Annotated in this window: 24 protein-coding genes and 1 tRNA gene; 12 read left to right on the top strand and 13 right to left on the bottom strand. The window is 64.1% G+C overall.

Features of this window, described 5'->3' with window-relative positions; all coding sequences use genetic code 11:
• Positions 1 to 116: 116 nt before the first annotated feature.
• The 9 genes from JKL46_RS21095 (at position 117) to JKL46_RS21055 (ending at position 9,346) form a co-directional block, all read left to right on the top strand.
• Positions 117 to 206 (top strand) — tRNA-Ser (locus JKL46_RS21095).
• 479 nt (positions 207 to 685) lie between these two features.
• A complete protein-coding gene (locus JKL46_RS21090; protein WP_246529437.1) occupies positions 686 to 1,618 on the top strand; it encodes a septal ring lytic transglycosylase RlpA family protein in 933 nt (310 codons plus the stop codon).
• A 128-nt stretch (positions 1,619 to 1,746) separates the two neighbouring features.
• Complete coding sequence (locus JKL46_RS21085; RefSeq protein ID WP_201836997.1) at positions 1,747 to 2,958, top strand: D-alanyl-D-alanine carboxypeptidase family protein; 1,212 nt, start codon at positions 1,747 to 1,749, stop codon at positions 2,956 to 2,958.
• Entirely contained in the window at positions 2,958 to 3,632 is a 675-nt protein-coding gene (gene tmk / locus JKL46_RS21080) for a dTMP kinase (protein ID WP_201836995.1), read from the top strand. Before JKL46_RS21085 ends, tmk begins: the two co-directional genes overlap by 1 nt.
• The gene (locus JKL46_RS21075) at positions 3,622 to 4,686 is read left to right on the top strand and encodes a DNA polymerase III subunit delta' (RefSeq protein WP_201836993.1); all 1,065 of its coding nucleotides are present in this window, start codon (positions 3,622 to 3,624) and stop codon (positions 4,684 to 4,686) included. The genes tmk and JKL46_RS21075 overlap by 11 nt, the downstream gene beginning before the upstream one ends.
• Positions 4,687 to 4,742: 56 nt before the next feature.
• On the top strand, positions 4,743 to 6,293 hold the full coding sequence (gene metG / locus JKL46_RS21070) for a methionine--tRNA ligase (RefSeq protein ID WP_201836991.1): 1,551 nt from the start codon (positions 4,743 to 4,745) through the stop codon (positions 6,291 to 6,293).
• Between the two features lie 47 nt (positions 6,294 to 6,340).
• Positions 6,341 to 7,672: a family 1 glycosylhydrolase gene (locus JKL46_RS21065; RefSeq protein WP_201836989.1), complete on the top strand. Its 1,332-nt coding sequence runs from the start codon at positions 6,341 to 6,343 to the stop codon at positions 7,670 to 7,672.
• A gap of 67 nt (positions 7,673 to 7,739) precedes the next feature.
• Positions 7,740 to 8,549 (top strand): TatD family hydrolase, encoded by an 810-nt coding sequence (locus tag JKL46_RS21060; protein ID WP_201836987.1) that lies wholly within the window; start codon positions 7,740 to 7,742, stop codon positions 8,547 to 8,549.
• A complete protein-coding gene (locus JKL46_RS21055) occupies positions 8,546 to 9,346 on the top strand; it encodes an MBL fold metallo-hydrolase (RefSeq protein WP_201836986.1) in 801 nt (266 codons plus the stop codon). The genes JKL46_RS21060 and JKL46_RS21055 overlap by 4 nt, the downstream gene beginning before the upstream one ends.
• 255 nt (positions 9,347 to 9,601) lie before the next feature.
• On the opposite strand, the gene JKL46_RS21050 is transcribed toward JKL46_RS21055, so the two are convergent.
• Together JKL46_RS21050 and JKL46_RS21045 are read right to left on the bottom strand one after the other, a co-directional pair.
• The gene (locus tag JKL46_RS21050) at positions 9,602 to 9,727 is read right to left on the bottom strand and encodes a VOC family protein (RefSeq protein WP_246529436.1); all 126 of its coding nucleotides are present in this window, start codon (positions 9,725 to 9,727) and stop codon (positions 9,602 to 9,604) included.
• A gap of 67 nt (positions 9,728 to 9,794) precedes the next feature.
• Positions 9,795 to 10,229, bottom strand: a complete 435-nt coding sequence (locus JKL46_RS21045; RefSeq protein WP_201836985.1) for an OsmC family protein — start codon at positions 10,227 to 10,229, stop codon at positions 9,795 to 9,797.
• A gap of 128 nt (positions 10,230 to 10,357) precedes the next feature.
• On the opposite strand from JKL46_RS21045, the gene mazG reads away from it, so the two are divergent.
• Positions 10,358 to 11,203: a nucleoside triphosphate pyrophosphohydrolase gene (gene mazG, locus JKL46_RS21040; RefSeq protein ID WP_201836984.1), complete on the top strand. Its 846-nt coding sequence runs from the start codon at positions 10,358 to 10,360 to the stop codon at positions 11,201 to 11,203.
• Here the strand turns inward: mazG and hflX are convergent.
• The 7 genes from hflX to dusB all read right to left on the bottom strand — a co-directional run bounded on the left by hflX (position 11,198) and on the right by dusB (position 20,400).
• Positions 11,198 to 12,592 (bottom strand): GTPase HflX, encoded by a 1,395-nt coding sequence (gene hflX, locus JKL46_RS21035; RefSeq protein WP_201836980.1) that lies wholly within the window; start codon positions 12,590 to 12,592, stop codon positions 11,198 to 11,200. The genes mazG and hflX overlap by 6 nt on opposite strands.
• 1 nt (position 12,593) lies before the next feature.
• On the bottom strand, positions 12,594 to 12,848 hold the full coding sequence (hfq, locus tag JKL46_RS21030) for an RNA chaperone Hfq (RefSeq protein WP_009491222.1): 255 nt from the start codon (positions 12,846 to 12,848) through the stop codon (positions 12,594 to 12,596).
• Between the two features lie 231 nt (positions 12,849 to 13,079).
• Entirely contained in the window at positions 13,080 to 14,450 is a 1,371-nt protein-coding gene (gene ntrX / locus JKL46_RS21025) for a nitrogen assimilation response regulator NtrX (RefSeq protein WP_201836972.1), read from the bottom strand.
• Positions 14,447 to 16,696 (bottom strand): sensor histidine kinase NtrY-like, encoded by a 2,250-nt coding sequence (locus JKL46_RS21020; RefSeq protein WP_201836970.1) that lies wholly within the window; start codon positions 16,694 to 16,696, stop codon positions 14,447 to 14,449. Before JKL46_RS21020 ends, ntrX begins: the two co-directional genes overlap by 4 nt.
• Positions 16,697 to 16,797: 101 nt before the next feature.
• Positions 16,798 to 18,267 (bottom strand): nitrogen regulation protein NR(I), encoded by a 1,470-nt coding sequence (gene ntrC, locus JKL46_RS21015; protein ID WP_201836968.1) that lies wholly within the window; start codon positions 18,265 to 18,267, stop codon positions 16,798 to 16,800.
• A gap of 10 nt (positions 18,268 to 18,277) precedes the next feature.
• A complete protein-coding gene (locus tag JKL46_RS21010; protein ID WP_201836966.1) occupies positions 18,278 to 19,384 on the bottom strand; it encodes a two-component system sensor histidine kinase NtrB in 1,107 nt (368 codons plus the stop codon).
• Positions 19,381 to 20,400: a tRNA dihydrouridine synthase DusB gene (gene dusB, locus JKL46_RS21005; RefSeq protein WP_201836959.1), complete on the bottom strand. Its 1,020-nt coding sequence runs from the start codon at positions 20,398 to 20,400 to the stop codon at positions 19,381 to 19,383. The genes JKL46_RS21010 and dusB overlap by 4 nt, the downstream gene beginning before the upstream one ends.
• Positions 20,401 to 20,512: 112 nt before the next feature.
• Between dusB and JKL46_RS21000 the strand changes: the two genes are divergently transcribed.
• The gene (locus JKL46_RS21000) at positions 20,513 to 21,706 is read left to right on the top strand and encodes a bifunctional 2-C-methyl-D-erythritol 4-phosphate cytidylyltransferase/2-C-methyl-D-erythritol 2,4-cyclodiphosphate synthase (RefSeq protein WP_201836958.1); all 1,194 of its coding nucleotides are present in this window, start codon (positions 20,513 to 20,515) and stop codon (positions 21,704 to 21,706) included.
• Entirely contained in the window at positions 21,703 to 22,191 is a 489-nt protein-coding gene (locus JKL46_RS20995) for a CinA family protein (RefSeq protein ID WP_201836957.1), read from the top strand. The genes JKL46_RS21000 and JKL46_RS20995 overlap by 4 nt, the downstream gene beginning before the upstream one ends.
• 2 nt (positions 22,192 to 22,193) lie before the next feature.
• On the opposite strand, the gene JKL46_RS20990 is transcribed toward JKL46_RS20995, so the two are convergent.
• The 4 genes from JKL46_RS20990 to JKL46_RS20975 form a co-directional block, all read right to left on the bottom strand.
• On the bottom strand, positions 22,194 to 22,673 hold the full coding sequence (locus JKL46_RS20990) for a type II toxin-antitoxin system RatA family toxin (RefSeq protein WP_201836956.1): 480 nt from the start codon (positions 22,671 to 22,673) through the stop codon (positions 22,194 to 22,196).
• Positions 22,674 to 22,676: 3 nt separating this feature from the next.
• The gene (locus JKL46_RS20985; protein WP_201836955.1) at positions 22,677 to 23,201 is read right to left on the bottom strand and encodes an AAA family ATPase; all 525 of its coding nucleotides are present in this window, start codon (positions 23,199 to 23,201) and stop codon (positions 22,677 to 22,679) included.
• Positions 23,202 to 23,226: 25 nt separating this feature from the next.
• On the bottom strand, positions 23,227 to 24,186 hold the full coding sequence (gene lipA, locus JKL46_RS20980) for a lipoyl synthase (RefSeq protein WP_201836948.1): 960 nt from the start codon (positions 24,184 to 24,186) through the stop codon (positions 23,227 to 23,229).
• A 101-nt stretch (positions 24,187 to 24,287) separates the two neighbouring features.
• The gene (locus tag JKL46_RS20975; protein WP_201836937.1) at positions 24,288 to 24,587 is read right to left on the bottom strand and encodes a hypothetical protein; all 300 of its coding nucleotides are present in this window, start codon (positions 24,585 to 24,587) and stop codon (positions 24,288 to 24,290) included.
• Between the last annotated feature and the right edge of the window lie 154 nt (positions 24,588 to 24,741).

Here is a 24,741-nt window from a genome sequence, read left to right as displayed (position 1 = left end):
CAGGATGAGGTGAGTGATTTATTAGCTTGCCTCTGAGGACAGCGGGTGTCAGTTGACGCCCGCTGTCCTGCGGCCTTAGAGAGGAGCACTGGTCGGGGCGGGTTTCCTGCTCCTCCGGAGAGGTGGCCGAGTGGTTTAAGGCAGCGGTCTTGAAAACCGCCGTGGGTGCAAGCCCACCGTGGGTTCGAATCCCACCCTCTCCGCCATGATCTCATTAACCAAACCGCCGCAAAATGCTCCTTCGGCTTCCTTCCTGCCGACCATCTGCCTCACTGTTCGATGCAGGAAAGGCTCTCCGAAACGGTGATCACAGGCCAAGTTCTTGTTTTTGCTATTAAAATTTGACCTCCTTCCGCGGAAGGCAGCCAGGGTCTCACCTTCCTCAACGTTTTCAAGGCAGGGAAGCCGGCGCCGATGAAATTCAAGCTAAACGAGAGAATGTTCAAGTAAGACACTGAAAATATGTGTCTTTTCACATTCTGAAACTGAGTTAATCCAACCGCGGCTTTGCCATTGACAAGCGCAGCGGTTTAACCTTCCTTTAAGGTTCAACGAAGCACCTTGGCTTGATGCCCGGGCCAACCTCCGGGACGGTGCCACGAATGGTGCAGATAAAGGGTTGCGAGGACACATGCATTGTAATCGCGCAGAAGCGACATCCGGGCGCAAGGACGGTCTCGTCTCCTTGAATCATCGGACCCTCCTTCGCATTGCAGGCGTAACGGCCATCGCCCTGACGGCGGCCAATTGCTCATCGAATGTCCGTGGCGGCATCGATCCGAAATACGGCGTCGCACCCAGCCCCAAGATGATTGCCGACGGCCAGCCCGTTCCGAAGGGCGGCGGCCGCGAGATGGTCGGCAAGCCCTATTCGATTGCTGGCCGGACCTATGTTCCGAGCGAAACGCCGCGTGCAGCCGAGGGCCTGGCGTCCTGGTACGGGCCCAGCTTCCATGGCCGCATGACGGCCAACGGCGAAATCTTCGACCGCGATTCCGTTGCGGCTGCGCACACAACGATGCCGCTGCCGAGCTACGCACGCGTCACGAACCTGCAGAACGGTCATTCCATGATCGTCCGCGTCAACGACCGCGGGCCGTTCCATGGCAACCGGGTCATCGACGTATCGGAGCGTGCCGCTTCGGCTCTCGGCTTCAGGCAGCAGGGCACGGCCCGGGTGCGCGTCGAATATGTCGGCCGTGCCTCCACCAACGGCAGCGACGACCGCATCCTGCTCGCCAGCCTCCGGACGGACGGCCAGCCGGCAACCATGACACGCTCGGCCCCGACGATGATCGCTCAGGCTGCGCCGCAGCCGAACGCGCCGCGTCAGGCGATCGCGCTGCGATCCTACGAGCCTGACAGCGAGGCTTATCCCACGCCGGCCCGTCCGACCCAATCAAGCACGTCGGGCGCAGTCGCCAGCAATGTCCCGCTGCCGCCCGAGCGGCCCTTCGATCTCGGCACGATCCCGGGCGCGGCGAGCCCCGTGGCGAGGATCAGCGCCGCCAATCCGGCCTCGAGGCCGGTCGTGGCGAGCCTGTACGAGACGCAGTCCGGGTTCCAGAAGACCAACGCCTACTCGACCTCCGGCTCGTCGAAGTTCGTCCTGCGCTAGGCGCCGGACAACACACTCTCGTGATGGAATGTAACAACGCGCACAGGCGAGCGTAGCCGCGCGTTGATTTGCTGTTGACGCGCTACAGATTCGAGGTCTCCTAGGGGAATAACCCGGAGATGTCGACAATGCGTCACGTTAAGGTCGCCCAGTTCCTGGCGACGATCGGTCTTGTCTGGAGTGCCGTTTCCCTGGCTGTCGCCTGGCCACAGGCGGCGCGGGCGCAGGGCTTTCAGACGATTGCACCGACTGCGATCCTGATGGACGCCGAAAGCCATGCGGTTCTTTTCGAGAAGAATGCCGACGAACTGACGGCGCCTGCGAGCATGGCCAAGACCATGACGGCGGAGGTCGTGTTCAACGAAATCAAAAGCGGCCGCCTGAATTTCGACAGCGAGTTCATGATCTCCGAGAATGCCTGGCGCAAAGGAGGAGCGGGCTCCGGCGGCTCGGCCATGTTCGCCAGGGTCAACACCAATGTACGGCTGGAAGACCTGTTGCGGGGCCTGATCGTTCAGTCCGGCAACGACGCCGCCATCGCCATCGCGGAGGGCATTTCCGGGACGGAGGACAATTTCGCCCGCAAGATGAACGAGCGCGCCAAGCAGATCGGCCTGACGAAATCCACCTTCCGCAACGCCACCGGCTACGGCCATCCGGAGCAGAAGACCACGGTTCGCGATCTGGCCAAGCTCGCCCTCTACATCATCGAGACCTATCCCGACCTCTACAAGATCTTCGGCGAGCGCGAATTCACCTGGAACAAGATCCGCCAGCAGAACCGCAATCCGCTGCTGTTCCTGGACATCGGCGCGGATGGCCTGAAGACCGGCAACATCGACGAGTCCGGCTTCGGTCTCATCGGCTCGGCGGTTCAGAACGATCAGCGTCTGATCGTGGTCGTGAACGGTCTCAAGACCGCCAAGGACCGGGCGGCGGAATCGCGCAAGCTGCTCGATTGGGGGTTCAGGGCGTTCGAATCCCAACAGCTCTTCGCTGCGGGCCAGGTCGTCGGCGAGGCCCAGGTTTTCGGTGGGAACAGACGGTCGCTTCCGCTTGTCTCCCAGAAGCCTGTTCGTGTACTTGTTCCCCGTGGCGACGGCGAGCGGGTCACCGCTCGCATCGTCTACACCGGTCCGCTGAAAGCCCCTGTCCAGAAGGGGACCGAAGTGGCCCGGCTTCAGGTCAATCGTGGGGACATGCAGGCCGTCGAAATGCCGCTTTATGCCAATGAGGACATCCAGGAAGGCACCCTGAGCCAGCGGGCTCTGGATGGCCTTTTGGAATTCAGCACGGGCTGGGTCCGCCGCGCATTCACGAGCCTCGTCGAAGGAATCTGATGGCAGGCTGCTTCATCACGTTCGAAGGCGGGGAGGGTGCAGGCAAGTCGACCCAGATCGAGAGACTGAAGAACCGGCTCGAGAAACTCGCGCAACCCGTCCTCGTGACCCGAGAACCGGGCGGCTCGCCTCATGCGGAAGAGATCCGCGCCTTCATCCTCGGTGGTCATGCCAAGCATCTCGGGCCCTTCGCCGAAGCCCTGCTGTTTGCCGCGGCCCGCATCGATCATCTTGACAAGACCATCGTTCCCGCGCTCGAGCGCGGTACCCATGTTCTGTGCGACCGTTTCGCGGATTCGACGCGGGCTTATCAGGGCTCCGTAGGCAACATCGACAAGGGTTTGATCGACCAGCTGGAAAAAGTGACCTTGCGCGGAGTGAGGCCCGACCTGACGCTCATCCTCGATCTTCCCGCCGAAGTCGGGCTCGCAAGGGCAGGGGCGCGGCAGGCCGGAAAAGGCGAGGGCGCGGATCGGTTCGAGGAGGAGGACATCTCCTTCCATCAATCCCTGCGGCAGGCCTATCTGTCCATCGCCCAGGCTGAACCGGGACGGTGCGTCGTCATCGATGCGAACCGGGATCCGGATGAAGTCGAGGCCTCCATCTGGGCCACCCTCCGTGAGCGGCTTCCGCAAATGACCGACCATGCGCTGAGGCCTCTCGATGTCGCGTGACGATCAGGACATCGCCGAACCGGATCAGTTCGAGGGTGCGCCGCATCCGCGGGAGCAGTTCGCCTTTTTCGGACACGAGGAAGGCGAGGGGGCCTTTCTGGAGGGGCTGCGCAGCGGTCGTCTTCATCACGCCTGGCTGATCGGCGGAGCCCAGGGCATCGGCAAGGCGACCCTCGCCTATCGCGTCGCCCGGGCTGTGCTCGATCCCGAGAAGAGATCCGACAGGGCGGTTCGGAATCTCGACGTCCCATCCGGTTCGAACACCGCGCGACAGGTTGCGGCTCTCTCGCACCCCAATCTCTCCGTGCTGCGCCGTGCCCCGGCGACGGACAAGAAGGGGCCCTCGGCCACCATTCCGGTCGAGGCCGTCCGGCGGGCGCTCTCCATGTTCGGCTCGACCGCCGCCGATGGGGGCTATCGGGTCTGCATCGTCGACTGCGCAGAGGATCTGACGATCTCGAGCGCCAACGCCCTGCTCAAGGTGATCGAGGAGCCGCCTCCGCGGTCTCTGTTCCTGATCGTCAGCCACGCCCCTCAAAGGGTTCTACCCACCATCCGCTCCCGCTGCCGGCGCCTTCTGCTGCGACCGCTGGAGGATCGGGACGTCAGGGCGACCATTCGCTCCCTCGGCGAGCCGTGGGCCGGGATTCCCGATGCGGTCGTCGACCAGGCGCTACGCTACGGCGAAGGCTCGGTCCGGCGGACCCTGGAACTGCTCGACGAGGAGAAGGTCTCCTTCATCGACCAGGTCACCAGGCTCCTCGACGGATTGCCGAAAGCCGATCCCAAGCAGATCCTTGCCTTGGCAGAGGCTCTTGCCAGACGCGATGCGGACGATAGCTACGAACTCGCGCTGGATACCGTCCAGCGCTGGGTTTCCGGGAAGCTTCACGAGCGGGCGAGCCTTGGGGCTTCCCGTCTTGCGCCCTTGGTGGAGGTGTGTGAGAAGATCGACCGCTCGGCGCGCGAGATCGACGTGTTCAACCTCGACCGTCGGCCCTTCATCCTGACGATGTTCGACGATCTTGCCGACGCGGTCCGGCGAGCGGCCTGAAGCCTCCTCCATCGCAGGAGCCGAAGGGTTTCCAAGTTTCAGTTTAGGGATTCGATATGGCCGACAAGCAGAAATTCTACATCACCACGGCTATCTCGTACCCGAACGGGGCGCCCCATATCGGCCACGCCTACGAGGTCGTCGCGTCCGACGCGATCGCACGCTTCAAGCGCATCGACGGCTACGACGTCTTCTTCATGACCGGCACGGACGAGCACGGTCTGAAGATCCAGCAGACGGCTGACAAGAACAACACGACGCCAAAGGCCTTCGTCGACGAGATGGCTGCCAAGTTCAAGGCCATGGCCGACCGGCTCGACTGCTCCTATGACCGTTTCATCCGCACCACGGATGCCGATCATCTGCCCTCGACGCAGGAACTCTGGCGCCGGATGCAGGAGAAGGGCGACATCTATCTCTCCAAGTATTCGGGTTGGTACTCGGTCCGCGACGAGGCCTACTACGACGAGAGCGAGCTGACCAAGCAGCCTGACGGCAGCTGGCGTGCGCCCACCGGCACGCCGGTGGACTGGATCGAAGAGGAGAGCTATTTTTTCCGTCTCTCCGCCTATCAGGACCGCCTGCTCGCGCATTACGAGGCCAACCCGGACTTCATCAGCCCGGAGACCCGCCGCAACGAGATCACGAGCTTCGTCCGCTCTGGTCTTCAGGACCTCTCGATCAGCCGCACGACGTTCAACTGGGGCCTTCCGGTTCCCGACGCTCCCAAGCACGTCATGTATGTGTGGATCGACGCCCTCAACAACTACGTGACCGGATGCGGCTTTCCGAACGAGAACGATCCGCGCTGGCATTACTGGCCGGCGGACGTGCACATCATCGGCAAGGACATCGTGCGCTTCCACACGGTCTATTGGCCGGCCTTCCTGATGTCGGCGGAGCTGCCGCTGCCGAAGCGCGTCTTCGGCCATGGCTTCCTGCTCAACAAGGGCGAGAAGATGTCGAAGTCGGTCGGCAACGTGGTCGATCCCTTCGATCTCGCCGATATCTACGGCGTCGACCAGATCCGCTATTTCTTCATGCGCGAAGTGCCGTTCGGCCAGGACGGGAACTACTCCCACGAGGCCATCGTCAACCGCATCAACGCGGATCTGGCGAACGACCTCGGCAACCTTGCGCAGCGCTCGCTGTCGATGATCGCGAAGAACTGCGACGCCCAGGTGCCGCAGCCGGGCGAGCTCACCCAGGCCGACCAGGACATCCTGTGGCTCGCCGATGCGCTGCCGGGTAAGGCGAGGGCGGCGATGAAGGACTTTGCCGTCCATACGACGCTCGCCGAGATCTGGGCCGTGGTGGCGGAAGCCAACCGCTACTTCGCCTCCCAGGAGCCCTGGGTGCTGCGCAAGAGCGATCCGGCGCGTATGAACACGGTTCTCTATGTCACGGCCGAAGTTCTGCGGGCGGTCGGCATCCTGGCTCAGCCATTCGTCCCGACGGCTGCCGCCAAGCTGCTCGATCTGCTGGCCGTGGCGCCGGAGGGCAGGGTGGTGGCCGCCATCGGCCCGGAGCACCGTCTGGTCCCCGGGACTCCGCTGCCGCAACCTGCGCCGATTTTCCCGCGTTATATCGAGGCGGAGGCGTCCTGACGCATCCGCTTTGATCGGCCCGCAAGGGCCCTCGGCGGAAGCGCGCGATGTTCACCACCTTCATGTTCGCGACCGGGATCGAGAACAGCATCCCGACCATCAACAATGGCCGCACCCGCATCGACGAGATGGAGAAGTGCGGCCACTACACCTATTGGCGGACGGATTTCGATCTTCTCGAAGACCTCGACATCCAGGTTCTCCGCTACGGGCCGCCGCTTCACAAGACGTTCATCGGCCCGGGGCGTTATGACTGGTCCTTCGCCGACGTGACCTTCGGCGAGATCGAGCGCCGCAACATCATTCCCATCGTCGATCTGTGCCATTTCGGCGTTCCCGATTGGATCGGCAATTTCCAGAACCCGGATTTCCCAAGTCTTTTCGCGAGTTACGCCGAAGATTTCGCACGGCGCTTTCCCTGGGTGCAGCTCTATACGCCGGTCAACGAGATGTTCATCTGCGCGCAGTTCTCGGCGGCCTATGGCTGGTGGAACGAGCAGATGACGACGGATCAGAGCTTCGTGACCGCGCTCAAGAACATCGTGAAGGCCAATGTGCTCGCGATGGAGCGGATCCTGAAGGTGCGCCCGGATGCCCTGTTCATTCAGAGCGAGTCCTCGGAATATTTCCACGCCGAGAACCCGGCCGCGATCAAGCCGGCCGAGATCATGAATGCCAGGCGCTACCTTTCCCTCGACCTGAATTACGGGAAGCGCGTCGACTCGGAGATGTACGAGTTTCTCATGGACAACGGCATGAGCCGGGACGAGTACCATTTCTTCCTCAGCCGCTCGTCGCTGCGCCACCACTGCATCATGGGAAACGACTACTACGTCACCAACGAGCATCGGGTCTGCGCGGACGGCTCGACGCGGGCCGCCGGCGACGTGTTCGGCTACGATGAAATCACGCGCCAGTATTACGAACGCTACCGGCTTCCCGTGATGCACACCGAGACAAACCTCATGGAAGGCCCGAATGGCGACGAGGCCGTCAACTGGCTCTGGAAGCAATGGGCGAACGTGCTGAGGGTCCGCAACAACGGCGTGCCGATCGTCGGCTTCACCTGGTACTCGCTCACGGACCAGATGGATTGGGACACGGCCCTGCGGGAGGAAAACAACCGCGTCACGCCGGTCGGACTCTACGATCTCGACCGCAACATCCGGCCGGTCGGACGCTGCTACAAGCAGCTGATCAAGGACTGGTGCGACGTGCTGCCCGCTCAGAGCGTGTGCCTGACGGTGCCCGTGATCAGGCCGCAGGAACATGACGAGATGCCTGTTCGCCGGCATCAGGAGCGGCTGCGCACCATGGTACGCAAGGAAAGCAAAGAGGACGAGGAGCCCGTGCCGACCGCGCAGGGCGTGCGCCGGTAGACGACGGCACTGATCCGATCTATGCAGCCTATGCCGCTTGCCGCCGCAGAGGAGGGCGCCTTCACCGATGTTGGTCGACAGCCATTGCCACCTGGACTTCCCGGATTTTCAGAGCCGCCTCCCCGAGGTTTTGGCCTCGGCTGCCTCTGCAAGCGTTGGCCGGATGGTGACGATCTCGACCCACGTGGCGCGCTTCGAGGCCTATCGGGCTCTCGCCGAGGCCCATGAGAGCGTCTTCTTCACGGTCGGGACGCATCCGCACAATGCAGCCTTGGAGCCAGATATTCCTGCGGAGCGGCTCATCGATCTGTCCCGTCATCCGCGCTGCATCGCTATCGGCGAAGCCGGCCTCGACTATCACTACGACAAGAGCCCGCACGACGTGCAGCAGCGTGTCTTCCGCACCCATATTGCGGCCGCGCGCGACACCGGGTTGCCGCTCATCATCCATGCGCGGAATGCCGACGACGACATGATCGGGATCCTGACTGAGGAAACGGGGCGAGGGCGCTTCGATGCGGTTCTCCACTGCTTCTCGTCAGGTGAAAAGCTGGCCCAGGTGGGTGTCGAGCTCGGCTTCTACGTGTCCTTTTCCGGCATCCTGACGTTCAGGAATTCCGACGATATCCGCCGGATCGCGGCGAACGTGCCGCATGATCGCCTCCTGGTCGAGACGGACGCGCCCTACCTCGCTCCCGTTCCACATCGCGGCAAGACCAACGAGCCGGCTTATGTGGCGCATACCGCTCACGTGCTGGCCGAGGTCATCGGCGTGACCGATCAGGCGGCCGCGGAACTGACGACAGCCAATTTCTATCGCCTGTTCGCCAAAGCTTCGGCTGCCGATATCGCCCAGGGCCAGGTGCTGGCCTCATGACGCTGCGGGTTACGATCCTCGGCTGCGGGTCTTCCGCCGGCGTGCCGCGCGTCGGCGTCGGCTGGGGCGCCTGCGACCCTTCGAATCCGAAGAACCGGCGGCGGCGCTGCTCGATCCTGCTCGAAAGAACCGGACCGGAGGGCACCAAAACCACCGTACTGGTCGATACCACGCCGGATCTGCGCGATCAGCTTCTCGGGGCCGATGTGCGACGCCTGGATGCCGTTCTCTATACCCATGAGCATGCCGACCATATCCATGGGATCGACGACCTTCGGCCGCTCGCCCTTGTCCAGCGCCAGCGCATTCCGGTCTATGCCGACCGGATGACAAGCGAGCTGCTCCAGATGCGCTTCGGCTACTGCTTCGATACGCCGGCCGGCAGCTCCTATCCGCCGATCTTGAAGATGCGCCATCTGCAGATCGGCGTCACGACGGCCGTGCCAGGCCCGGGAGGTTCCATCGAGGCCCTGCCGTTCAGGATGGTCCACGGTGACATCGACGCCATGGGCTTCCGGTTCGGCGGCCTGGCTTACGCGCCGGATGTCAGCCAGATGCCGGAGGAAAGCGTGCGGAGCCTGGAAGGTCTCGACGTCCTGATCCTGGACGCCTTGCGCTACACGCCGCATCCCACGCATTTCTCCGTGTCGGAGGCATTGGAACTGATCGGGAAGGTCAAGCCCAAGCGGGCCATCCTGACGAACCTCCACACGGATCTCGACTACGAGACGCTGCGCCGCGAACTGCCGCCGCATATCGAGCCGGCCTATGACGGGCTGCAGATCGAGATGCCGTGAACGGCAAAGCGACCGCCGACATCATCGGTGGATCGACGAGGCGAACGCGACCGGATGCGGCCCGAAGTCTATCCCCCTGAAGGAATTGACCAATTTAAGTTCCATAATATATCTTATGCGAAATTGATATGGGCTGGGCGAGGCGCCCTCCTATCGGCTCAACGCGCCTCTCTCCCCGGCATCGATCTCACGCGCGGTTCGTCCTCGACGATCAAAATGGTTCGCAGACTTAGGCCACACGGACTCAGCCGGTCGTCACTTCTGAACGACGCAGAATGCGTTGCCGTCCGGGTCAGCCAGGACGACATAGTCCGCGCCCTCCGGATATCGCCAGTCGAAGCGACTGGCGCCGAGTTCCAGCAACTGCTCGACCTCCGCCATCTGTGCAGTTCTTCAAACTGACTGCGACGCCGACGCCTGTCGAACCCATCCGTGACCGGCTGCCGGTTCAGGCCGCGGTTTCCGCCGCCTCGTCGATTGCGGTCCAGTTGTGGGTGATCTTGGCCACGGCGCCCAGCATGATCGAGGCGGAGCAGTACTTTTCCTTGGAAAGCTGGATCGCCCGCTCGACCTTTGCCGGTGTGAGATCCCTGCCCTTGACGCGATATTCCATATGAATCGCCGTGAACACCTTGGGGTCCGTCTCGGCGCGCTCGGCCGTGACCTCGACCTCGCAATCCGTGACGTTCTCGCGGCCCTTGCGCAGAATCTGCACCACGTCGAAGGCCGTGCAGCCGCCAAGCCCGATCAGCAGCATTTCCATCGGGCGGATGCCGAGGTTACGCCCGCCGTACTCGGGAGCGGCGTCCATGACGACCGCATGGCCCGTGCCGGATTCGCCCACGAACATCATGCCGTCGACCAGTTTGACTCGCGCTTTCATAGGATTTCCCGTTCTCTCGAAGAATCTCGTTTCGCTCGTATAGCGCCAACTCGCGCGCGTGACACCAATCCGGCTAGCTCAGCGTCACGTCCTCAGGCTATGACACGGATAAAGATCGGGAATCCATCATGAAGCCTTCCTCAGACATCGCGCGGCTCATCGAGATCATGGCGGCTCTGCGCACGCCCGGAACCGGCTGCCCCTGGGATCTGGAGCAGGATTTCGCGTCGATTGCGCCCTACACCATCGAGGAAGCCTACGAGGTCGCGGACGCCATCGAGCGTGGCGATGTTGCGGATCTGCGCGACGAGCTCGGCGACTTGCTGCTTCAAGTGGTTTTCCATGCCCGCATGGCCGAGGAGCAAGGCTCCTTCGCCTTCGGCGACGTGGTCGACGCCATCACGCGAAAGCTCATTCGGAGGCATCCGCATGTTTTCGGCGACACCAGGAATCTATCGCCCGAACAGGTGAAACGCCTTTGGGATTCGATCAAGGCCGAGGAGAAGGCCGAGCGCCGAGCCGCCCGGGAGCGCATGGGGCAGGGTCCCGAGGCTCACGAGGCAGGCTTTCTCGGCGGTATCCCAACGGCCCTACCCGCCCTGACCCGGGCGCAGAAGCTCACCGCCAAGGCAGCGAAGGTTGGCTTCGACTGGCCTGAAGCGGCACAAGTCATCGACAAGATTCACGAGGAGCTGGAGGAGGTTAAGGAAGCCTCCTCATCCGGCGCGAGAGATCGGATCGAGGATGAGATTGGGGATCTTCTGTTCTCCGTCACCAACCTCGCCCGCCATTTCGGAATCGATCCGGAACGCGCCCTGAGGCGTACGAACGCCAAGTTCGAGCGTCGCTTCGCTTCCATCGAGACCGCTCTCGGAACGCAGGATCGGAGCCTCGACGACGCGTCCCTCGAAGAGATGGAGGAGCTTTGGATCGCGGCCAAGCACGCCGAGCGGGAGCCCGGCTCGTCCTCATAGGGTGCGGGCGTCCGGGAAGCGGTTTAGAAAGCGGGGCTCCTTGCCGGCAACGATGCGGATTTGCAGAATGGTATGCCCGTTCTCCTGGCTTTCGCGGTCCAGGATCTCCGTGTTCTCGTGAAGCCAGGCCAGCCCCTGCCCGTCCTCGGGCGCAACATCGACCTCGTAGGTCTTCCGGCCCATGGCGAGATGCTGCTCGATGGTGGCCAGGAGCTCAGGGATTCCGTCGCCTGTCAGGGCCGAGATGAGGATCGGCCGCCTCTCCTCGCCTGTCCTGTGCGATGCCGTGGCGAGCCGCTCGCGCTCTCCGGCGGAGAGAAGATCGGCCTTGTTCCAGACCTCGACGATGCGTTTCGTATCGTCGGGGTCGATGCCGAGCTCGCGCAGCACGATCGCGACGTCGCCGGCTTGGGCCTCGGTCTCCCCATGGGAGACGTCCCGGACATGCAGCAGAACATCGGCCTCGACCACATCTTCGAGGGTCGCACGGAACGCCGCCACCAGCATGGTCGGCAGGTCCGAGATGAAGCCGACGGTATCCGAGAGGATCGCCTTTTCTCCATGCGGCAGCTCGATGGCGCGGGATGTCGGATCGAGGGTCGCAAAGAGCATGTTCTCGGCCAGGACATCGGCTTGGGTCATGCGGTTGAACAGGGTCGATTTGCCGGCATTGGTGTAGCCGACGAGGGCGACGATCGGATACGGCACCCGTCGGCGGCTCGTGCGGTGCAGGGACCTGGTCCTCACGACGCCCTCGAGGTCCCTCTCGATCCGGTTCATCCTTTCCTGGATCAGGCGCCGGTCGGCTTCGATCTGCGTCTCGCCCGGACCACCGAGGAAGCCGAAACCGCCGCGCTGGCGCTCGAGATGGGTCCAGGAGCGGACCAGGCGCCCCTTCTGGTAGGACAGGTGCGCCAGCTCGACCTGGAGCGTGCCCTCCTTGGTGCGGGCGCGCCGGCCGAAGATTTCGAGGATGAGGCCCGTGCGGTCGATGACCTTGGCGCCCCAGGCCTTTTCCAGATTGCGCTGCTGCACCGGGCTCAGCGCGCAATCCATCACCACGAGACGGATCTCCTCCGCCCGGACGATGCCGGCGAGCTCGTCCACCTTGCCGCTGCCGATGAAGGTCGCGGGCCGCGGCGAACTTAAGGGGGCAATGACGGAATCGATGACGGTGAGGTCGATGGCGAGGGCAAGGCCCGCAATCTCGTCGAGACGCGCTTCGGGAGGGCGCGGATTGCCCCCCTCGCCGTCTGCATCTGCGGAAATCCGTCGCTTGCGGGTCAGATAAGGACCGACGACAAGTGCGCGGGTCCCTGCCGCAACCTCTTTTTCAGGTTCGGCAAGCTGAGCGAGACGTTCTTCCCCCGGAGTCCGCGGTTCCGCCACCTCAGGCCTTCTCGCCAGCCTCGTCGATCTGATCGAACAACTGGACGGGCTGTCCCGGCATGATGGTGGAAATGGCGTGTTTGTAAACCAGCTGGGAATGACCATCCCTGCGCAGAAGGACGCAGAAGTTGTCGAACCAGGTAACGACGCCCTGAAGCTTCACCCCGTTGACGAGGAAGATCGTCAAGGGAATTTTCTGCTTCCGGACATAGTTCAGAAATGTGTCCTGAAGATTCTGCGCGCGATCGCCCGCCATTGAAGTTGCCTCGCCAGCCCATCGCCGCCGGTCTTGGCTATGGGGCCGCCTGGATATGGTTTTCCGCTTTCGTGCGGTCGCTGACCGGCCCTCATATTACAGGGCGAACGGCCGCGTTCGGCAAGGGGGGCGCAACGGTTCTACCTCCTCGGAACATATTTTCCCGTGGATGGCCCTGCATCTTTTCCTTTTGGCGGCGCGAAAGTCACTTCCGCGCTACACTGAAACGCTCTACCCGCCGATGCCCAGCGACTTGAGCTTCCGGTGCAGGGCCGAACGCTCCATGCCGATGAACTCCGCCGTCCGCGAGATGTTGCCGCTGAATCGGGCGATTTGCGCCAGGAGATACTCGCGCTCGAAAATCTCGCGCGCCTCCCTGAGCGGGAGGCTCATGAGCTTCTCGCCCCCTGCCCCGCCCGGCGTGCTCGGCACGAGCGCTCCGATCTCGGAAGGCAGCATATCGGCTGTGATCTCGGCATCGGGATCGCCGGAGGTGAGAATCATCAGGCGTTCGACATTGTTGCGGAGCTGGCGGACGTTGCCGGGCCAGTCGTGCGACTGCAGCACCGCCATGGCGTCCTCGGCGATGCGCCGCTTGGGCAGACCCGTCGTGGACGAGATCTGCTCCATGAAGAACTCGATGAGCTCGGGGACGTCCTCGCGCCGTTCGGCGAGGGACGGCACCCGGATCGGAATCACGCCAAGACGGTGAAAAAGGTCTTCCCGGAACTGACCGGCGGCGATGGCCGCAGGCAGATCGCGGCTGGAGGACGAGACGATGCGCACATCCACATGAACGCGTGTCGTGCCGCCGATGCGCTGGAAGTTCTGGTCCACGAGGACGCGCAGAATGCGATTCTGGGTCTCGCGCGGCATGTCGGCGATCTCGTCGATGTAGAGCGTGCCGCCATGCGCCTCCTCGAGGGCGCCAACCCGCCGCCCGCCGCCTGCACCGCCTTCGGTTCCGAAGAGCTCGGCCTCCATGGTCTCGGGCGTGATCGTGGCGGCGGAGAGAACCACGAAGGGTCCGTTGGCACGGGTGGAAAGGCCGTGAACGGTCCGCGCCGTCAGTTCCTTGCCGGAGCCGGGCGATCCCGTGATCAGGATGCGGGCATTGGTCGGAGCGGCACGTTCCACCGCCTGCCGAAGCTGGTTGATGACGATCGACCGTCCGGCGATGCGGCTCGCCTGAACGGAGCGCGAGCGCAGGTCGCGCACCTCGCGCTTCAGGCGGGAGGCTTCGAGTGCACGCTCGGCCACAAGCACGAGGCGGTCGGCCTTGAACGGTTTTTCGATGAAGTCGTAGGCGCCCGCCTTGATGGCGGAGACCGCCGTCTCGATGTTGCCGTGGCCCGAGATCATCACGACCGGCAGGTCGGGATGCTGGGCCTTGACGATTTCCAGAACCTGGAGACCGTCGAGGCGGCTTCCCTGCAGCCAGATGTCCAGGAAGACGAGGTGCGGGCGACGCGTCTCGATGGCGGCAAGGGCATCGTCGGATGTGCCCGCGGTACGGGTGCGGTGTCCCTCATCCTCCAGGATGCCAGCGACCAGTTCACGAATATCGACTTCGTCGTCGACGACGAGAATATCAGCGCTCATAGGCTTGCCTTGCGAGTATCATTGCGGCTGGAAGCGGCCGATGCCTCTTCCGCCACAACCTGTTTCGTCTTCGGGATCCACATGCGGACCTGACCGCCCCGTCCGGCGGGATTGTCGGCCAGTTCCATGCCACCCCCATGGTCTTCCAAAATCTTTGCGACGATCGGCAGGCCGAGCCCCGTACCGCCCTCGCGGGTCGTCATATAGGGCTCCAGAAGCCGTTGGCGGCCTTCGACGGGAAAGCCCTTGCCGTTGTCGGTCACGGCGATGATCAGATACTCCGGATGGGTGTCGTCGAGGAGCACTGAGATCTGTGGCTGCCCCCGCTCCTCTTCCGGAACGGCCGCGATGGCCTCGGTCGCGTTCTTGACGATGTTCGTGACGGCCTGCGAGACGAGCCGGCGGTCGAAGGGAGCGACGAGACGTCCGGGAGGAACATGGTCGACGAACTCGATCTCCGGGTGGGCGATCTTCATCATGAAGACCACCTGTCGGATCGTCTCAGCCAGATCCTCGTCGCTGATCGCCGGCTTCGGCATGCGCGCGAAGGACGAGAACTCGTCGACCATGCGCTTGATGTCGTCCACCTGCCGGACGATCGTGTCGGTGCATTGATCGAACACCTCGCGATCCGTGGTGATGACCTTGCCGTATTTGCGCCGGATGCGCTCGGCCGAGAGTTGGATCGGCGTCAGCGGGTTCTTGATCTCGTGGGCGATGCGGCGCGCGACATCGGCCCAGGCGGAGGTACGCTGCGCCAGGACGAGATCGGTGATGTCGTCGAGGGTTATCACGAGATCCCGCTTCTCCGCACGGGCCTGCTCGCTGGTCACGCGGACATTGATCGTGCGTTCCTTGCCCCGTCTGGAGAGGTGGATCTGCTGCTGCATCAGGCGCTGTCGCCCATGGCTCATCTCCTCGACGAGTGGCGCCACCTCCGGCAGCACCATGGCGATCGACTTGCCGAGCAATTCCTCGCGGGTCGTGCCGAGGAGGGCTTCCGTCGAGGGATTCACGATGGTGATCAGTCCACGGGCGTTAACGCCGATCACGCCGGCCGAGACGCCGGCCAGAACCGCCTCGGTGAAGCGGCGGCGGCGGTCCATCAGGTCGCTCGCGGCGGTCAGGCCATCGTGCTGGCGGCGCAGCTCCGAGGTCATCTTGTTGAATGTCTCGCCGAGATGGCCGAGATCCCCCTCACCCCGGCGCACCGGCACCTGGACGTAGAAATTGCCGGTAGCAACCTGATCGGTGGCGTGGATCATCCGACGGATCGGTGCCACCAGCCGGTTGGCGAAGTTCAGGCCGAACCAGACGGCGGAGAGCAGCACGATCAACGCGATCAGCGTGAACATGGAGGCGAAGGCGATTTGAATGCCCGCCTTCTTCTGATCGAGAGCCTCGTAGAATGCGACGCCCACCTCCGCGACGCGCGGGAACTCCACGGCGCGGGGGTCGACCTCGCGGGCCACATAGAGGATGCGCCCGCCATGGGCATCGAGCTTCAGGGCGGACCGGAAGATGTTGCCCGATCCAGGGAAGAGGCAGAGCGCCTCCCGGTTGCTTGCCTCCTGGAGATCCGTCTGCGACGGCGGGGGTATGCCATCGAGCTTCTTGGCTTCGATCCGCTCGACGACCGTGCCGTCCGGATCCACGATCATCGCAAGCGGGAACCCGAGAAAGACCGTCCGGGAATTCATGAATTCCCGGAACAGATTGCGGTCGGCGTCGAAGAGAACCTTGGCCCGGTTGAGGTCTGCCGCCATCAGCTGAGTTTCGCGGGCGAGCGTGCGGCATTGCAACTCCCGGTAAGACCGCGCGATCGAGACCGTGTTGTTCATGAGCTCCTTGAGCGAGCCCGTAAACCAAGGATCGAGGCCGCGCTCGAGGGTGACCGTGGCCACCGCCGCCACGAGAATCGCCGGAAGGACCGCCACGAGACTGAACAGGCCGACGATTCGCACGTGGAGGCCGGCAGCAGCCGCCCCTGCCCTGCGCTCGCGCACCAGCTTCCTGGTCTGCCAGGCCACGATCCCGAGAAGCACGGCGATCAGCACGCCGTTCATCAGGAACACCCACACCACGACGTTGTGCGTGGGCAGCACCGGCGTTGCGCCGGCGAGGATCAGGAAGGTCGCAAGGGCCGAGGCGAGGGCCGACAGCACGGCGCCGTAGCCCAGCCAGCCCATGCCGCTCTGGGACGGCTCCGCCGCCTGCCGCTGTCCAATGGTGTCCTGGTCGATCAAGACTGAAGCCCCGCACGATCGGGTGCCTTCGGAACGGCACCCTGCCCTCGGGTGATGCACCAACACAACACTGTGGTCAAATTATTACAGGAAGCCCAGCTTCAAACCCGGTTCGAGCGCACCACCATCAGCTCGAGATCCCGCACTTTCTTGCGCAGAGTGTTCCGATTGACGCCGAGCAGCTCCGCCGCGCGGATCTGATTGCCGCGCGTGGCGGCAAGGGCGGCACCGATGAGAGGGCCCTCGATCTCGCGCAGAACCCGGTGATAAAGGCCCGGAGGCGGAAGCGTGTCCCGAAAGCCCGAAAAATACTCGTTCAGGTGACGCTCCACCGCATCCGAGAGCCCCTCGGACGACTGCTGCGACGGCTGCGAGGAGGCCTTGCCCACCGGCTGGGACGGCAGCAGGGGCTGGGAATCGAGCTCGGAATCGATAATGGCCCCGGTAATCGTGTCCTGCGGGTAGAGCGCAGCCAGGCGCCGGACGAGGTTCTCCAGCTCGCGGACATTGCCCGGCCAGCGATAGCGCTTGAGCCGATCCATGGCGTCCACGTCGAGCTGCTTGCGGGCGAGTCCCTCCTTCTCGACCAGCATGAAGAAATGGCGCGCCAGGTCCGGGATATCCTCGACGCGCTCCCGCAGCGGCGGCAGGCGCAGGGGCACCACGTTGAGCCTGAAATAGAGGTCCTCGCGGAAGAGCCCTTGCTGGATCAGGACGCGCAGGTCCTTGTTCGTCGCGGCAACGATGCGGACATTGGTCTTGATCGGCACCCGGCCGCCCACGGTGGTGTATTCGCCCTGCTGCAGCACACGCAGGAGGCGGGTCTGCGCCTCCATGGGCATGTCGCCGATCTCATCGAGGAACAGGGTTCCGCCTTCCGCCTGCTCGAAGCGACCGGTATTGCGGGCGGTCGCGCCGGTGAAGGCCCCCTTCTCGTGGCCGAAGAGTTCCGATTCGATGAGCTCGCGGGGAATCGCCGCCATGTTGACGGCGACGAACGGTCCCTGACGGCGCTTGCCGTAATCGTGCAGCGCCTTCGCGACCAGTTCCTTGCCCGTGCCGGATTCGCCGGTGATCATCACGGTGAGGTCGGTCGGCATCAGGCGTGCGAGAGCCCGATAGATCTCCTGCATCGCATGGGAGCGGCCGACGAGCGGGATGTCCTCGTTCTCCGGCGAGGGATTGGCGCCGGTCGGCACGGAGCGCGGGCGGGACAGTGCCCGACCGACGACGGCAACGAGCTCCTTCAGGTCGAAGGGCTTCGGCAGGTATTCATAGGCGCCGCGTTCCGAGGCCTTGATGGCGGTCATGAACGTGTTCTGGGCGCTCATGACGATGATCGGCAGCTCCGGGCGCATCTTCTTGATGCGCGGGAGGAGGTCGAAGGCGTTCTCGTCCGGCATCATCACGTCGGTGATGACGAGATCGCCCTCCCCTTGGGCCACCCAGCGCCAGAGGGTCGCCGCGTTGCTGGTCGAGCGGACTTCGTATCCGGCCCGCGACAGGGCCTGATTCAGAACGGTCCGGATGGCGGCATCGTCGTCAGCAAGAAGAATCTGTCCGCTGGGCATGTCTCAAATCTCACAAATCGGCCCCGCGGCCATCGTCCGCGCGGTGCATGGGCAGAAGAATTCGGAAAGTGGTGCGTCGGGGCGCCGGCTCGCATTCGACGATGCCGCCGTGATCGCCGACGATCTTCGCGACCAGCGCGAGTCCCAGGCCGCTGCCCTGGACCTTGGTGGTGACGAAGGGGTCGAAGAGCTCCCGCATCAGGTCCTGAGGAACACCGGGGCCATTGTCGGTGACGCTCAGCTCGATCGGCAGGCTCACCCGCTCCTGGGAGCCGGGCACCTGCAACCGCACGCCGGTCCTGAAAGCGGTCGAGAGGATGATCTCGCCGTCCGTCGCATCGATGCCGACCGCTTCGGCTGCGTTCTTGACGAGGTTCAGGATGACCTGGATCAGCTGGTCCCTGTTGCCGAGCACCGGCGGAAGCGACGGGTCGTAGTTCTCGGCGAAGCGGATGTGACGAGCGAAGCCCGATTGCGCGAGGCGCTTCACATGGTCTAGCACGCCGTGGATGTTCACCGGGCCACGCTCCACCGGGCGTTCCTCGCCGAACAGCTCCATGCGCTCCACGAGCTTCACGATCCGGTCGGTCTCGTCGCAGATCAGCCTTGTGAGGAGGCGATCGTCCTCGCTCGCGGATTGCTCGAGGAGCTGCGCCGCGCCGCGAATGCCGGAGAGCGGGTTCTTGATCTCATGCGCCAGAAGAGCGCCCAAAGCCGTGATCGAGCGAGCCGCGCCGCGATGGGTCAGCTGGCGGTTCATCTTGTCGGCGATCGTCCGCTCCTGCAGCATCACGATCACGTTGTCGCTGTCGTCGCCGAGCGGCGATGCGGACACGTCGACGATCCGCTCGGCACCCAGGCGCGGACTGCCGATATCGACGCGGTGCTCGCTGACGCTGGAACCGCGCTGACGGACGTCTTCGACGAGTGCCATGACCGGCGAGCCGAACGGGATGAAGTCCGTCAGCTTCTGCCGCAGCATCATGCGCAGGCTCATCTCGAAGAACGATTCGGCTGCGGAATTCGCGTGCACGATCCGGTGCTCCGGCCCGACGGTGAGGATCGGGATCGGCAGCGCGTTCATGATGAGGTCGTTGAGGTTCGGCGTCGCCGTCATGCTGCCTCGCGCTCCTGGCGGCTGTAGATTGAGCGCAGGAGGGCGGTCACCGTCCGCGGCTCCTCCGATGTGACGAGAGCGGTGCGAATGTTCGAAGGAACATGGAAACCGGAGGCAGAAGCCACATCCGCATAACCGGCGAGGTGCTTGCGCGCATGCCGGATGCCGACCTTCTCACCGTAGAGGGACAACAGGCCTTCATAATGCTCGATGGCGATCGCCATCATCTCATCCGGTGTCGGATCGGGAATCGTTCTACCCTGGAGCGCGGCGCCGATCTGGCCGACGAGCCAGGGCCGCCCGACGGCCGAGCGGCCGATCATCACTGCGCTGGCGCCGGACGCTGCGAGGCAGCGGCGAGCATCATCGAGAGTGCCGATGTCGCCATTGGCGATGACGGGAATGTCGATGGCGTCTACGACGGCGGCGATGGCATCCCAGTCGGCCTGCCCCTTGTAGAATTGCTGCCGCGTGCGGCCATGGATCGTGACCGCCTTGACGCCGAGTTCTTGAGCCCGGCGTGCAAGCTGCGGCGCATTGATCGTGGCGTCGTCCCAGCCCAGACGCATCTTGACCGTCACGGGAACGCTCGCCGCCGCTACCGTCGCCTCGATGAGGCGGGCGGCGTGGTCGAGGTTGCGCATGAGGGCCGAGCCGGCATAGCCGCCGATCACCCGCTTCGCCGGGCAGCCCATGTTGATGTCGATGATGCGGGCACCAGCCGCCTCGGCGACCCGCGCACCCTCCGCCATCCAGTGCGGGTCGCAACCGGCGAGTTGAACAACGTGAGGCTCGATTCCCGCCCCTTCCGCCCGCAACTGTGCTTCCTCGGACCCCTGGACGAGCTCGTCTGACGCGACCATTTCGGACACGACAAGGCCAGCCCCCAGACGCTTGGCAATCCGCCGGAAAGCGACATCGGTGACCCCGGATAGCGGGGCAAGAACGGCTGGTGCTTCGACCCGTACCGGACCGACGCTGAAGCTGCCCACGCCTAATTTTTGGTCAAAACTCATTGTGCCTAATCAATAGCCAATTCCAGGATACGCGCAAGTCCCTCTCACAGGGATTTGCCTTCTTGCGAAGTCACGCTTAGGAGAGCGTTCTTGACGGAGAGAGCCGATCCGAATGTCAGTTGCCGCCCTCATCGTTGCCGCAGGCCGAGGATCAAGAGCCGGGCAAGGGATCCCGAAGCAGTACCAACCACTTCTGGGACAAACGGTTCTTGCCAGGACGCTGGCCGCCTTTGTCGCCCATCCGCGCATCGACCGAACCATCGTCGTGATCCATCCGGACGACCGGGCTCTCTATGACGCAACCCTCGCTTCCTTGCCAGCCGCCACATCGGCAGTTCTGCCATGCGTCCATGGCGGCGACACACGGCAGGATTCGGTGCGCAGCGGGCTCGAAGCCCTGGCCGAGCTCGGTCCCGAGATCGTCCTGATCCATGACGCCGCGCGGCCTTTCGCGAGCGCCGACCTGATCGACCGGGCGATCGCTGCGGCTAAGGAGTGGGTGGCGGCCGTTCCGGGAATTCCCGTGACCGATACGATCAAGGTGATCGACGACCGGTCGCGGGTTCTGTCCACTCCCGACCGTGCGAGTCTCCGGGCTGTGCAGACGCCTCAGGCTTTCCGCTTTCCAAACCTGCTCGATGCCCATCGCCGCGCTGCTGCCGCGAGGCTTCACGCCTTCACCGACGACGGCGCGCTGGCCGAATGGGCCGGCCTGCCCGTGCATGTGTTCGAGGGCGATTCCGGCAACATCAAGCTCACCCATCCGGCCGATTTCGCGGAGGCCGAGCGGCGCATGAAAGGCGAGACGATGACCTATGTGACCCGCCTCGGGACCGGCTTCGACGTGCATGCCTTCGGCGACGGCGATCACGTCTGGCTCGGGGGCGTAAGCGTTCCCCACGACCGCGGCGTCGTCGCCCATTCGGACGGCGACGTGATCCTGCACGCCTTGACGGACGCCGTTCTCGGCGCCTTGGCGGATGGGGATATCGGCACCCATTTCCCGCCGAGCGACCCGCAATGGCGCGGCGCCTCCTCCGACCGGTTCCTCGCTCATGCGGTCGGCCTCGTCCGCGAGCGTGGCGGGATCGTCGATCATCTCGATGCCACCCTGCTCTGCGAACGGCCGAAGCTCGGCCCGCACCGGGAGGCGATGCGCAACCGCATCGCCGAGATCGCGGGACTTCGCCTCGACCAGGTGTCGCTGAAGGCGACGACCACGGAGAGGCTCGGTTTCACAGGACGCTCCGAGGGCATCGCCGCCCAGGCGGCCGCGACGATCCGTTTGCCGGAGGTGAGTGCATGACGCCCGAGATGAAGAACCGCGCGGCGGCGCTGCTCGATGCCTACAAGGCGAAGGGCCTGAAGATCGCGACGGCCGAATCCTGCACCGGCGGTCTCGTCGCCGCCCTGCTGACGGAGATCTCGGGCTCCTCGGCCGTCGTCGAACGCGGGTTCGTGACCTATTCGAACGAGGCCAAGACCGAGCTGATCGGCGTTCCGGCCGACCTGATCGCCGCTCATGGCGCCGTCAGCGAATCGGTCGCCCGGGCGATGGCGGAGGGGGCGCTGTCCCAGTCCTTGGCGGATGTGACGGTGGGCATCACCGGCGTGGCGGGCCCGACCGGCGGGACGGCGACGAAGCCTGTCGGGCTCGTCCATTTCGGCCTGGCGCGCAAAGGTGCGGCGACGGTCCACCTGGAGCGGCGCTACGGCGATCTCGGTCGGGAGACGATTCGCCGGCGGGCGGTCGAGGATGCCCTGTCCCTGCTGGAACAAGCGCTTCGCTGAGCTCAAGCCCGCGCCTGCTGAGCCTTCGACGGGCTACCATAGATGGCATCGGCGCGTTCCTCGAAGGCTTCCGTGAACTTGCGGAAGGCCTTGTCGAAAACGCTGCCCATGAGCAGGCCGAGGGCGAAGCTCTTGAACTCGTAATTGATGTAGAAATCGACCTCGCAGCCGCCGCCCGGCACCTCGCGGAAGGTCCAGCGGTTCTCGAGATACTTGAACGGACCGTCCACGTATTCGACCGTGATCTTCCGGCGCGGATCGTCCAAGGTCACGCGGGTCGTGAAGCTTTCGCTGATGGCCTTGTAGCCGACCGACATGGAGGCGACGAGGCTCTCGATGCCCTCCCCGCTCTGGACGCGGCGGATGATGCGCAAATCCTCGCACAGGGGCAGGAACTCGGGATAGCGCTCCACATCCGCCACGAGGGCGAACATCTGGTCCGGCGTATGCTTCACGGTCCGGGTCGTGCGGAAGGTCGGCATCGCTCAGGCGGCCTCTTTGAGGGTGGACAATTCGGCCTCGAGGGCCGCGATCTCGGACCGGGAACGCAGCACGTAGACGCGCTGGTCGGGACGCAGACGCTGCAGCATGCGAAGTGTCTTCGGCCGCATTTTGGCCGGATAGGACCAGATCCAGCGCATGAAAGACCAGTCGAACCGCTCGGTGCAGTCGGGGCCGAGATCGGCCCGCACCCGACCGTAATTCCTGGCGACGCGCCAGAGGACGCTTGCGAGGCAGCGCCAGCGCGGCAGGTCGAGCCAGACGATCACGGTCGCCCGGGGCACCCGGATGTCGAAGGTGCTGGCATAGTTGCCGTCCATGACCCAGGCCGGCTTTGCTGCAAGCGCCCTCACCCGCTCCCGCCATTCCTCCCTGTCCGGAACGGCCCAGCCGGGTCCGAAATATTCGCGGTCGAGATGGATGACGGGCAAGCCGAGGCGCCCGGCGATACGGCTCGCCAGGGTGCTCTTGCCCGCGCCCGGGCTGCCGATGACCAGAATGCGCTGCATGCGGCGTCCGAAAACCTGCTCGCTGTTAGCCGAGCTTCGCCAGACGAGCCGCCTTCAGCTTGGCAAAATCCTCGCCCGCATGGTGCGACGAGCGCGTCAGCGGGCTCGAGGAGACGAGAAGGAAACCCTTGGCATAAGCGGTGGTTTCATAGGCCTTGAACTCGTCCGGCGTGACGAAGCGGATCACCTGATGGTGCTTCTTCGTCGGCTGGAGGTACTGGCCGATGGTCATGAAATCCACATCGCCCGAGCGCAGGTCGTCCATGAGCTGGAGCACCTCGTTCCGCTCCTCGCCGAGGCCGACCATGATGCCGGATTTGGTGAAGATGGTCGGATCGAGCTCCTTCACCTGCTGCAGCAGGCGGATCGAGTGGAAATAGCGGGCGCCGGGACGGACCTTCAGGTACTTGGACGGGACCGTCTCGAGATTGTGGTTGAACACGTCGGGCTTGGCCGCGACCACGATCTCGAGCGCGCCGGGCTTCCTCAGGAAGTCCGGGGTCAGAATCTCGATGGTGGTCTTCGGCGAACGGGCGCGGATGGCGTGGATCACGTCGGCGAAATGCTGCGCGCCGCCATCGCTCAGGTCGTCCCGGTCGACGGAGGTGATGACCACGTGCTCCAGGCCGAGCTTCTCCACCGCCTTGGCGACGCTCTCGGGCTCGTTCGGATCGAGCGCCTGCGGCATTCCGGTCTTCACGTTGCAGAAGGCGCAGGCCCGGGTGCAGGTGTCGCCCATGATCATGAAGGTGGCGTGCTTCTTCTCCCAGCACTCGCCGATATTGGGGCAGCCGGCCTCCTCGCAGACCGTCACGAGCTTGTTCTCGCGCACGATCCGGTTGGTTTCGGCCCATTTCGGCGAGCCGGGCGCCTTCACGCGGATCCATTCCGGCTTGCGCTGCTGAACGGGCTGGTCGGGCCGGTGCGCCTTTTCCGGGTGACGGGGACGCTGATCCTTGTTCAGCAGGTCGAGAACGACGGCCATGAATCACAAACCCTTGGAAGCTAAAACCCTTGAGGCGAAGGGACCCCGCCCCTTCCTGACGTGCCGATGATTTAAGACTTTCGGCGCACATTCGCAAATGCTCAGATGTCGGGGCTGCCTTTCCCTCGGGCGCGACGACGGACCGTCCGCAGCACGATCTCGACGCCGGCGCGCTGCCCGATCCAGAATTCACGGTGGTCGTGCATCTCCTCGAGCACCGCATCGGAAAAGCGCTTGCGATTCTCATAGTAGCATGGTGGGCCGGACCCGCCCTGGCAGCGACCCTCATTGCGGCACATGCGCCGGCGGCAGGTTTGCGGCACCCGGATCACGTCCGCGAGACGCCGCAGAGCGTCGTCGGCATCGGGCATCTCGGCAAGGACGGAGCGAATACGGCTCATGGAAAAACCTCTAATCAATGAATGGATGAAATTGCTTGGGGAACAAAAGGGCATGCCTTGCGGGCCCGGGGCCGTATCGGCTCCGAGCCTTTGGGCGATCGAGGGTGGCGCGAATGGCAGCCCGGCTCGATGATGGATGGAAATGCGATGAGCC

The organism is Microvirga zambiensis WSM3693 (assembly GCF_016735695.1).
In the GTDB taxonomy this organism is placed as follows: Bacteria; Pseudomonadota; Alphaproteobacteria; order Rhizobiales; family Beijerinckiaceae; genus Microvirga; species Microvirga zambiensis.
The sequence above is the reverse complement of the archived record's forward strand: the minus strand, read 5'-3'. Positions and strand labels throughout refer to the sequence as shown.

Coding starts and splice junctions, on each gene's coding strand:
- JKL46_RS21085 (WP_201836997.1), top strand. CDS start 1,747: ATGCGTCACGTTAAGGTCGCCCAGTTCCTGGCGACGATCGGTCTTGTC.
- tmk (WP_201836995.1), top strand. CDS start 2,958: ATGGCAGGCTGCTTCATCACGTTCGAAGGCGGGGAGGGTGCAGGCAAG.
- JKL46_RS21075 (WP_201836993.1), top strand. CDS start 3,622: ATGTCGCGTGACGATCAGGACATCGCCGAACCGGATCAGTTCGAGGGT.
- metG (WP_201836991.1), top strand. CDS start 4,743: ATGGCCGACAAGCAGAAATTCTACATCACCACGGCTATCTCGTACCCG.
- JKL46_RS21065 (WP_201836989.1), top strand. CDS start 6,341: ATGTTCACCACCTTCATGTTCGCGACCGGGATCGAGAACAGCATCCCG.
- JKL46_RS21060 (WP_201836987.1), top strand. CDS start 7,740: ATGTTGGTCGACAGCCATTGCCACCTGGACTTCCCGGATTTTCAGAGC.
- JKL46_RS21055 (WP_201836986.1), top strand. CDS start 8,546: ATGACGCTGCGGGTTACGATCCTCGGCTGCGGGTCTTCCGCCGGCGTG.
- JKL46_RS21050 (WP_246529436.1), bottom strand. CDS start 9,727: ATGGCGGAGGTCGAGCAGTTGCTGGAACTCGGCGCCAGTCGCTTCGAC.
- JKL46_RS21045 (WP_201836985.1), bottom strand. CDS start 10,229: ATGAAAGCGCGAGTCAAACTGGTCGACGGCATGATGTTCGTGGGCGAA.
- mazG (WP_201836984.1), top strand. CDS start 10,358: ATGAAGCCTTCCTCAGACATCGCGCGGCTCATCGAGATCATGGCGGCT.
- hfq (WP_009491222.1), bottom strand. CDS start 12,848: ATGGCGGGCGATCGCGCGCAGAATCTTCAGGACACATTTCTGAACTAT.
- ntrX (WP_201836972.1), bottom strand. CDS start 14,450: ATGAGCGCTGATATTCTCGTCGTCGACGACGAAGTCGATATTCGTGAA.
- ntrC (WP_201836968.1), bottom strand. CDS start 18,267: ATGCCCAGCGGACAGATTCTTCTTGCTGACGACGATGCCGCCATCCGG.
- JKL46_RS21010 (WP_201836966.1), bottom strand. CDS start 19,384: ATGACGGCGACGCCGAACCTCAACGACCTCATCATGAACGCGCTGCCG.
- dusB (WP_201836959.1), bottom strand. CDS start 20,400: ATGAGTTTTGACCAAAAATTAGGCGTGGGCAGCTTCAGCGTCGGTCCG.
- JKL46_RS21000 (WP_201836958.1), top strand. CDS start 20,513: ATGTCAGTTGCCGCCCTCATCGTTGCCGCAGGCCGAGGATCAAGAGCC.
- JKL46_RS20995 (WP_201836957.1), top strand. CDS start 21,703: ATGACGCCCGAGATGAAGAACCGCGCGGCGGCGCTGCTCGATGCCTAC.
- JKL46_RS20990 (WP_201836956.1), bottom strand. CDS start 22,673: ATGCCGACCTTCCGCACGACCCGGACCGTGAAGCATACGCCGGACCAG.
- JKL46_RS20985 (WP_201836955.1), bottom strand. CDS start 23,201: ATGCAGCGCATTCTGGTCATCGGCAGCCCGGGCGCGGGCAAGAGCACC.
- lipA (WP_201836948.1), bottom strand. CDS start 24,186: ATGGCCGTCGTTCTCGACCTGCTGAACAAGGATCAGCGTCCCCGTCAC.
- JKL46_RS20975 (WP_201836937.1), bottom strand. CDS start 24,587: ATGAGCCGTATTCGCTCCGTCCTTGCCGAGATGCCCGATGCCGACGAC.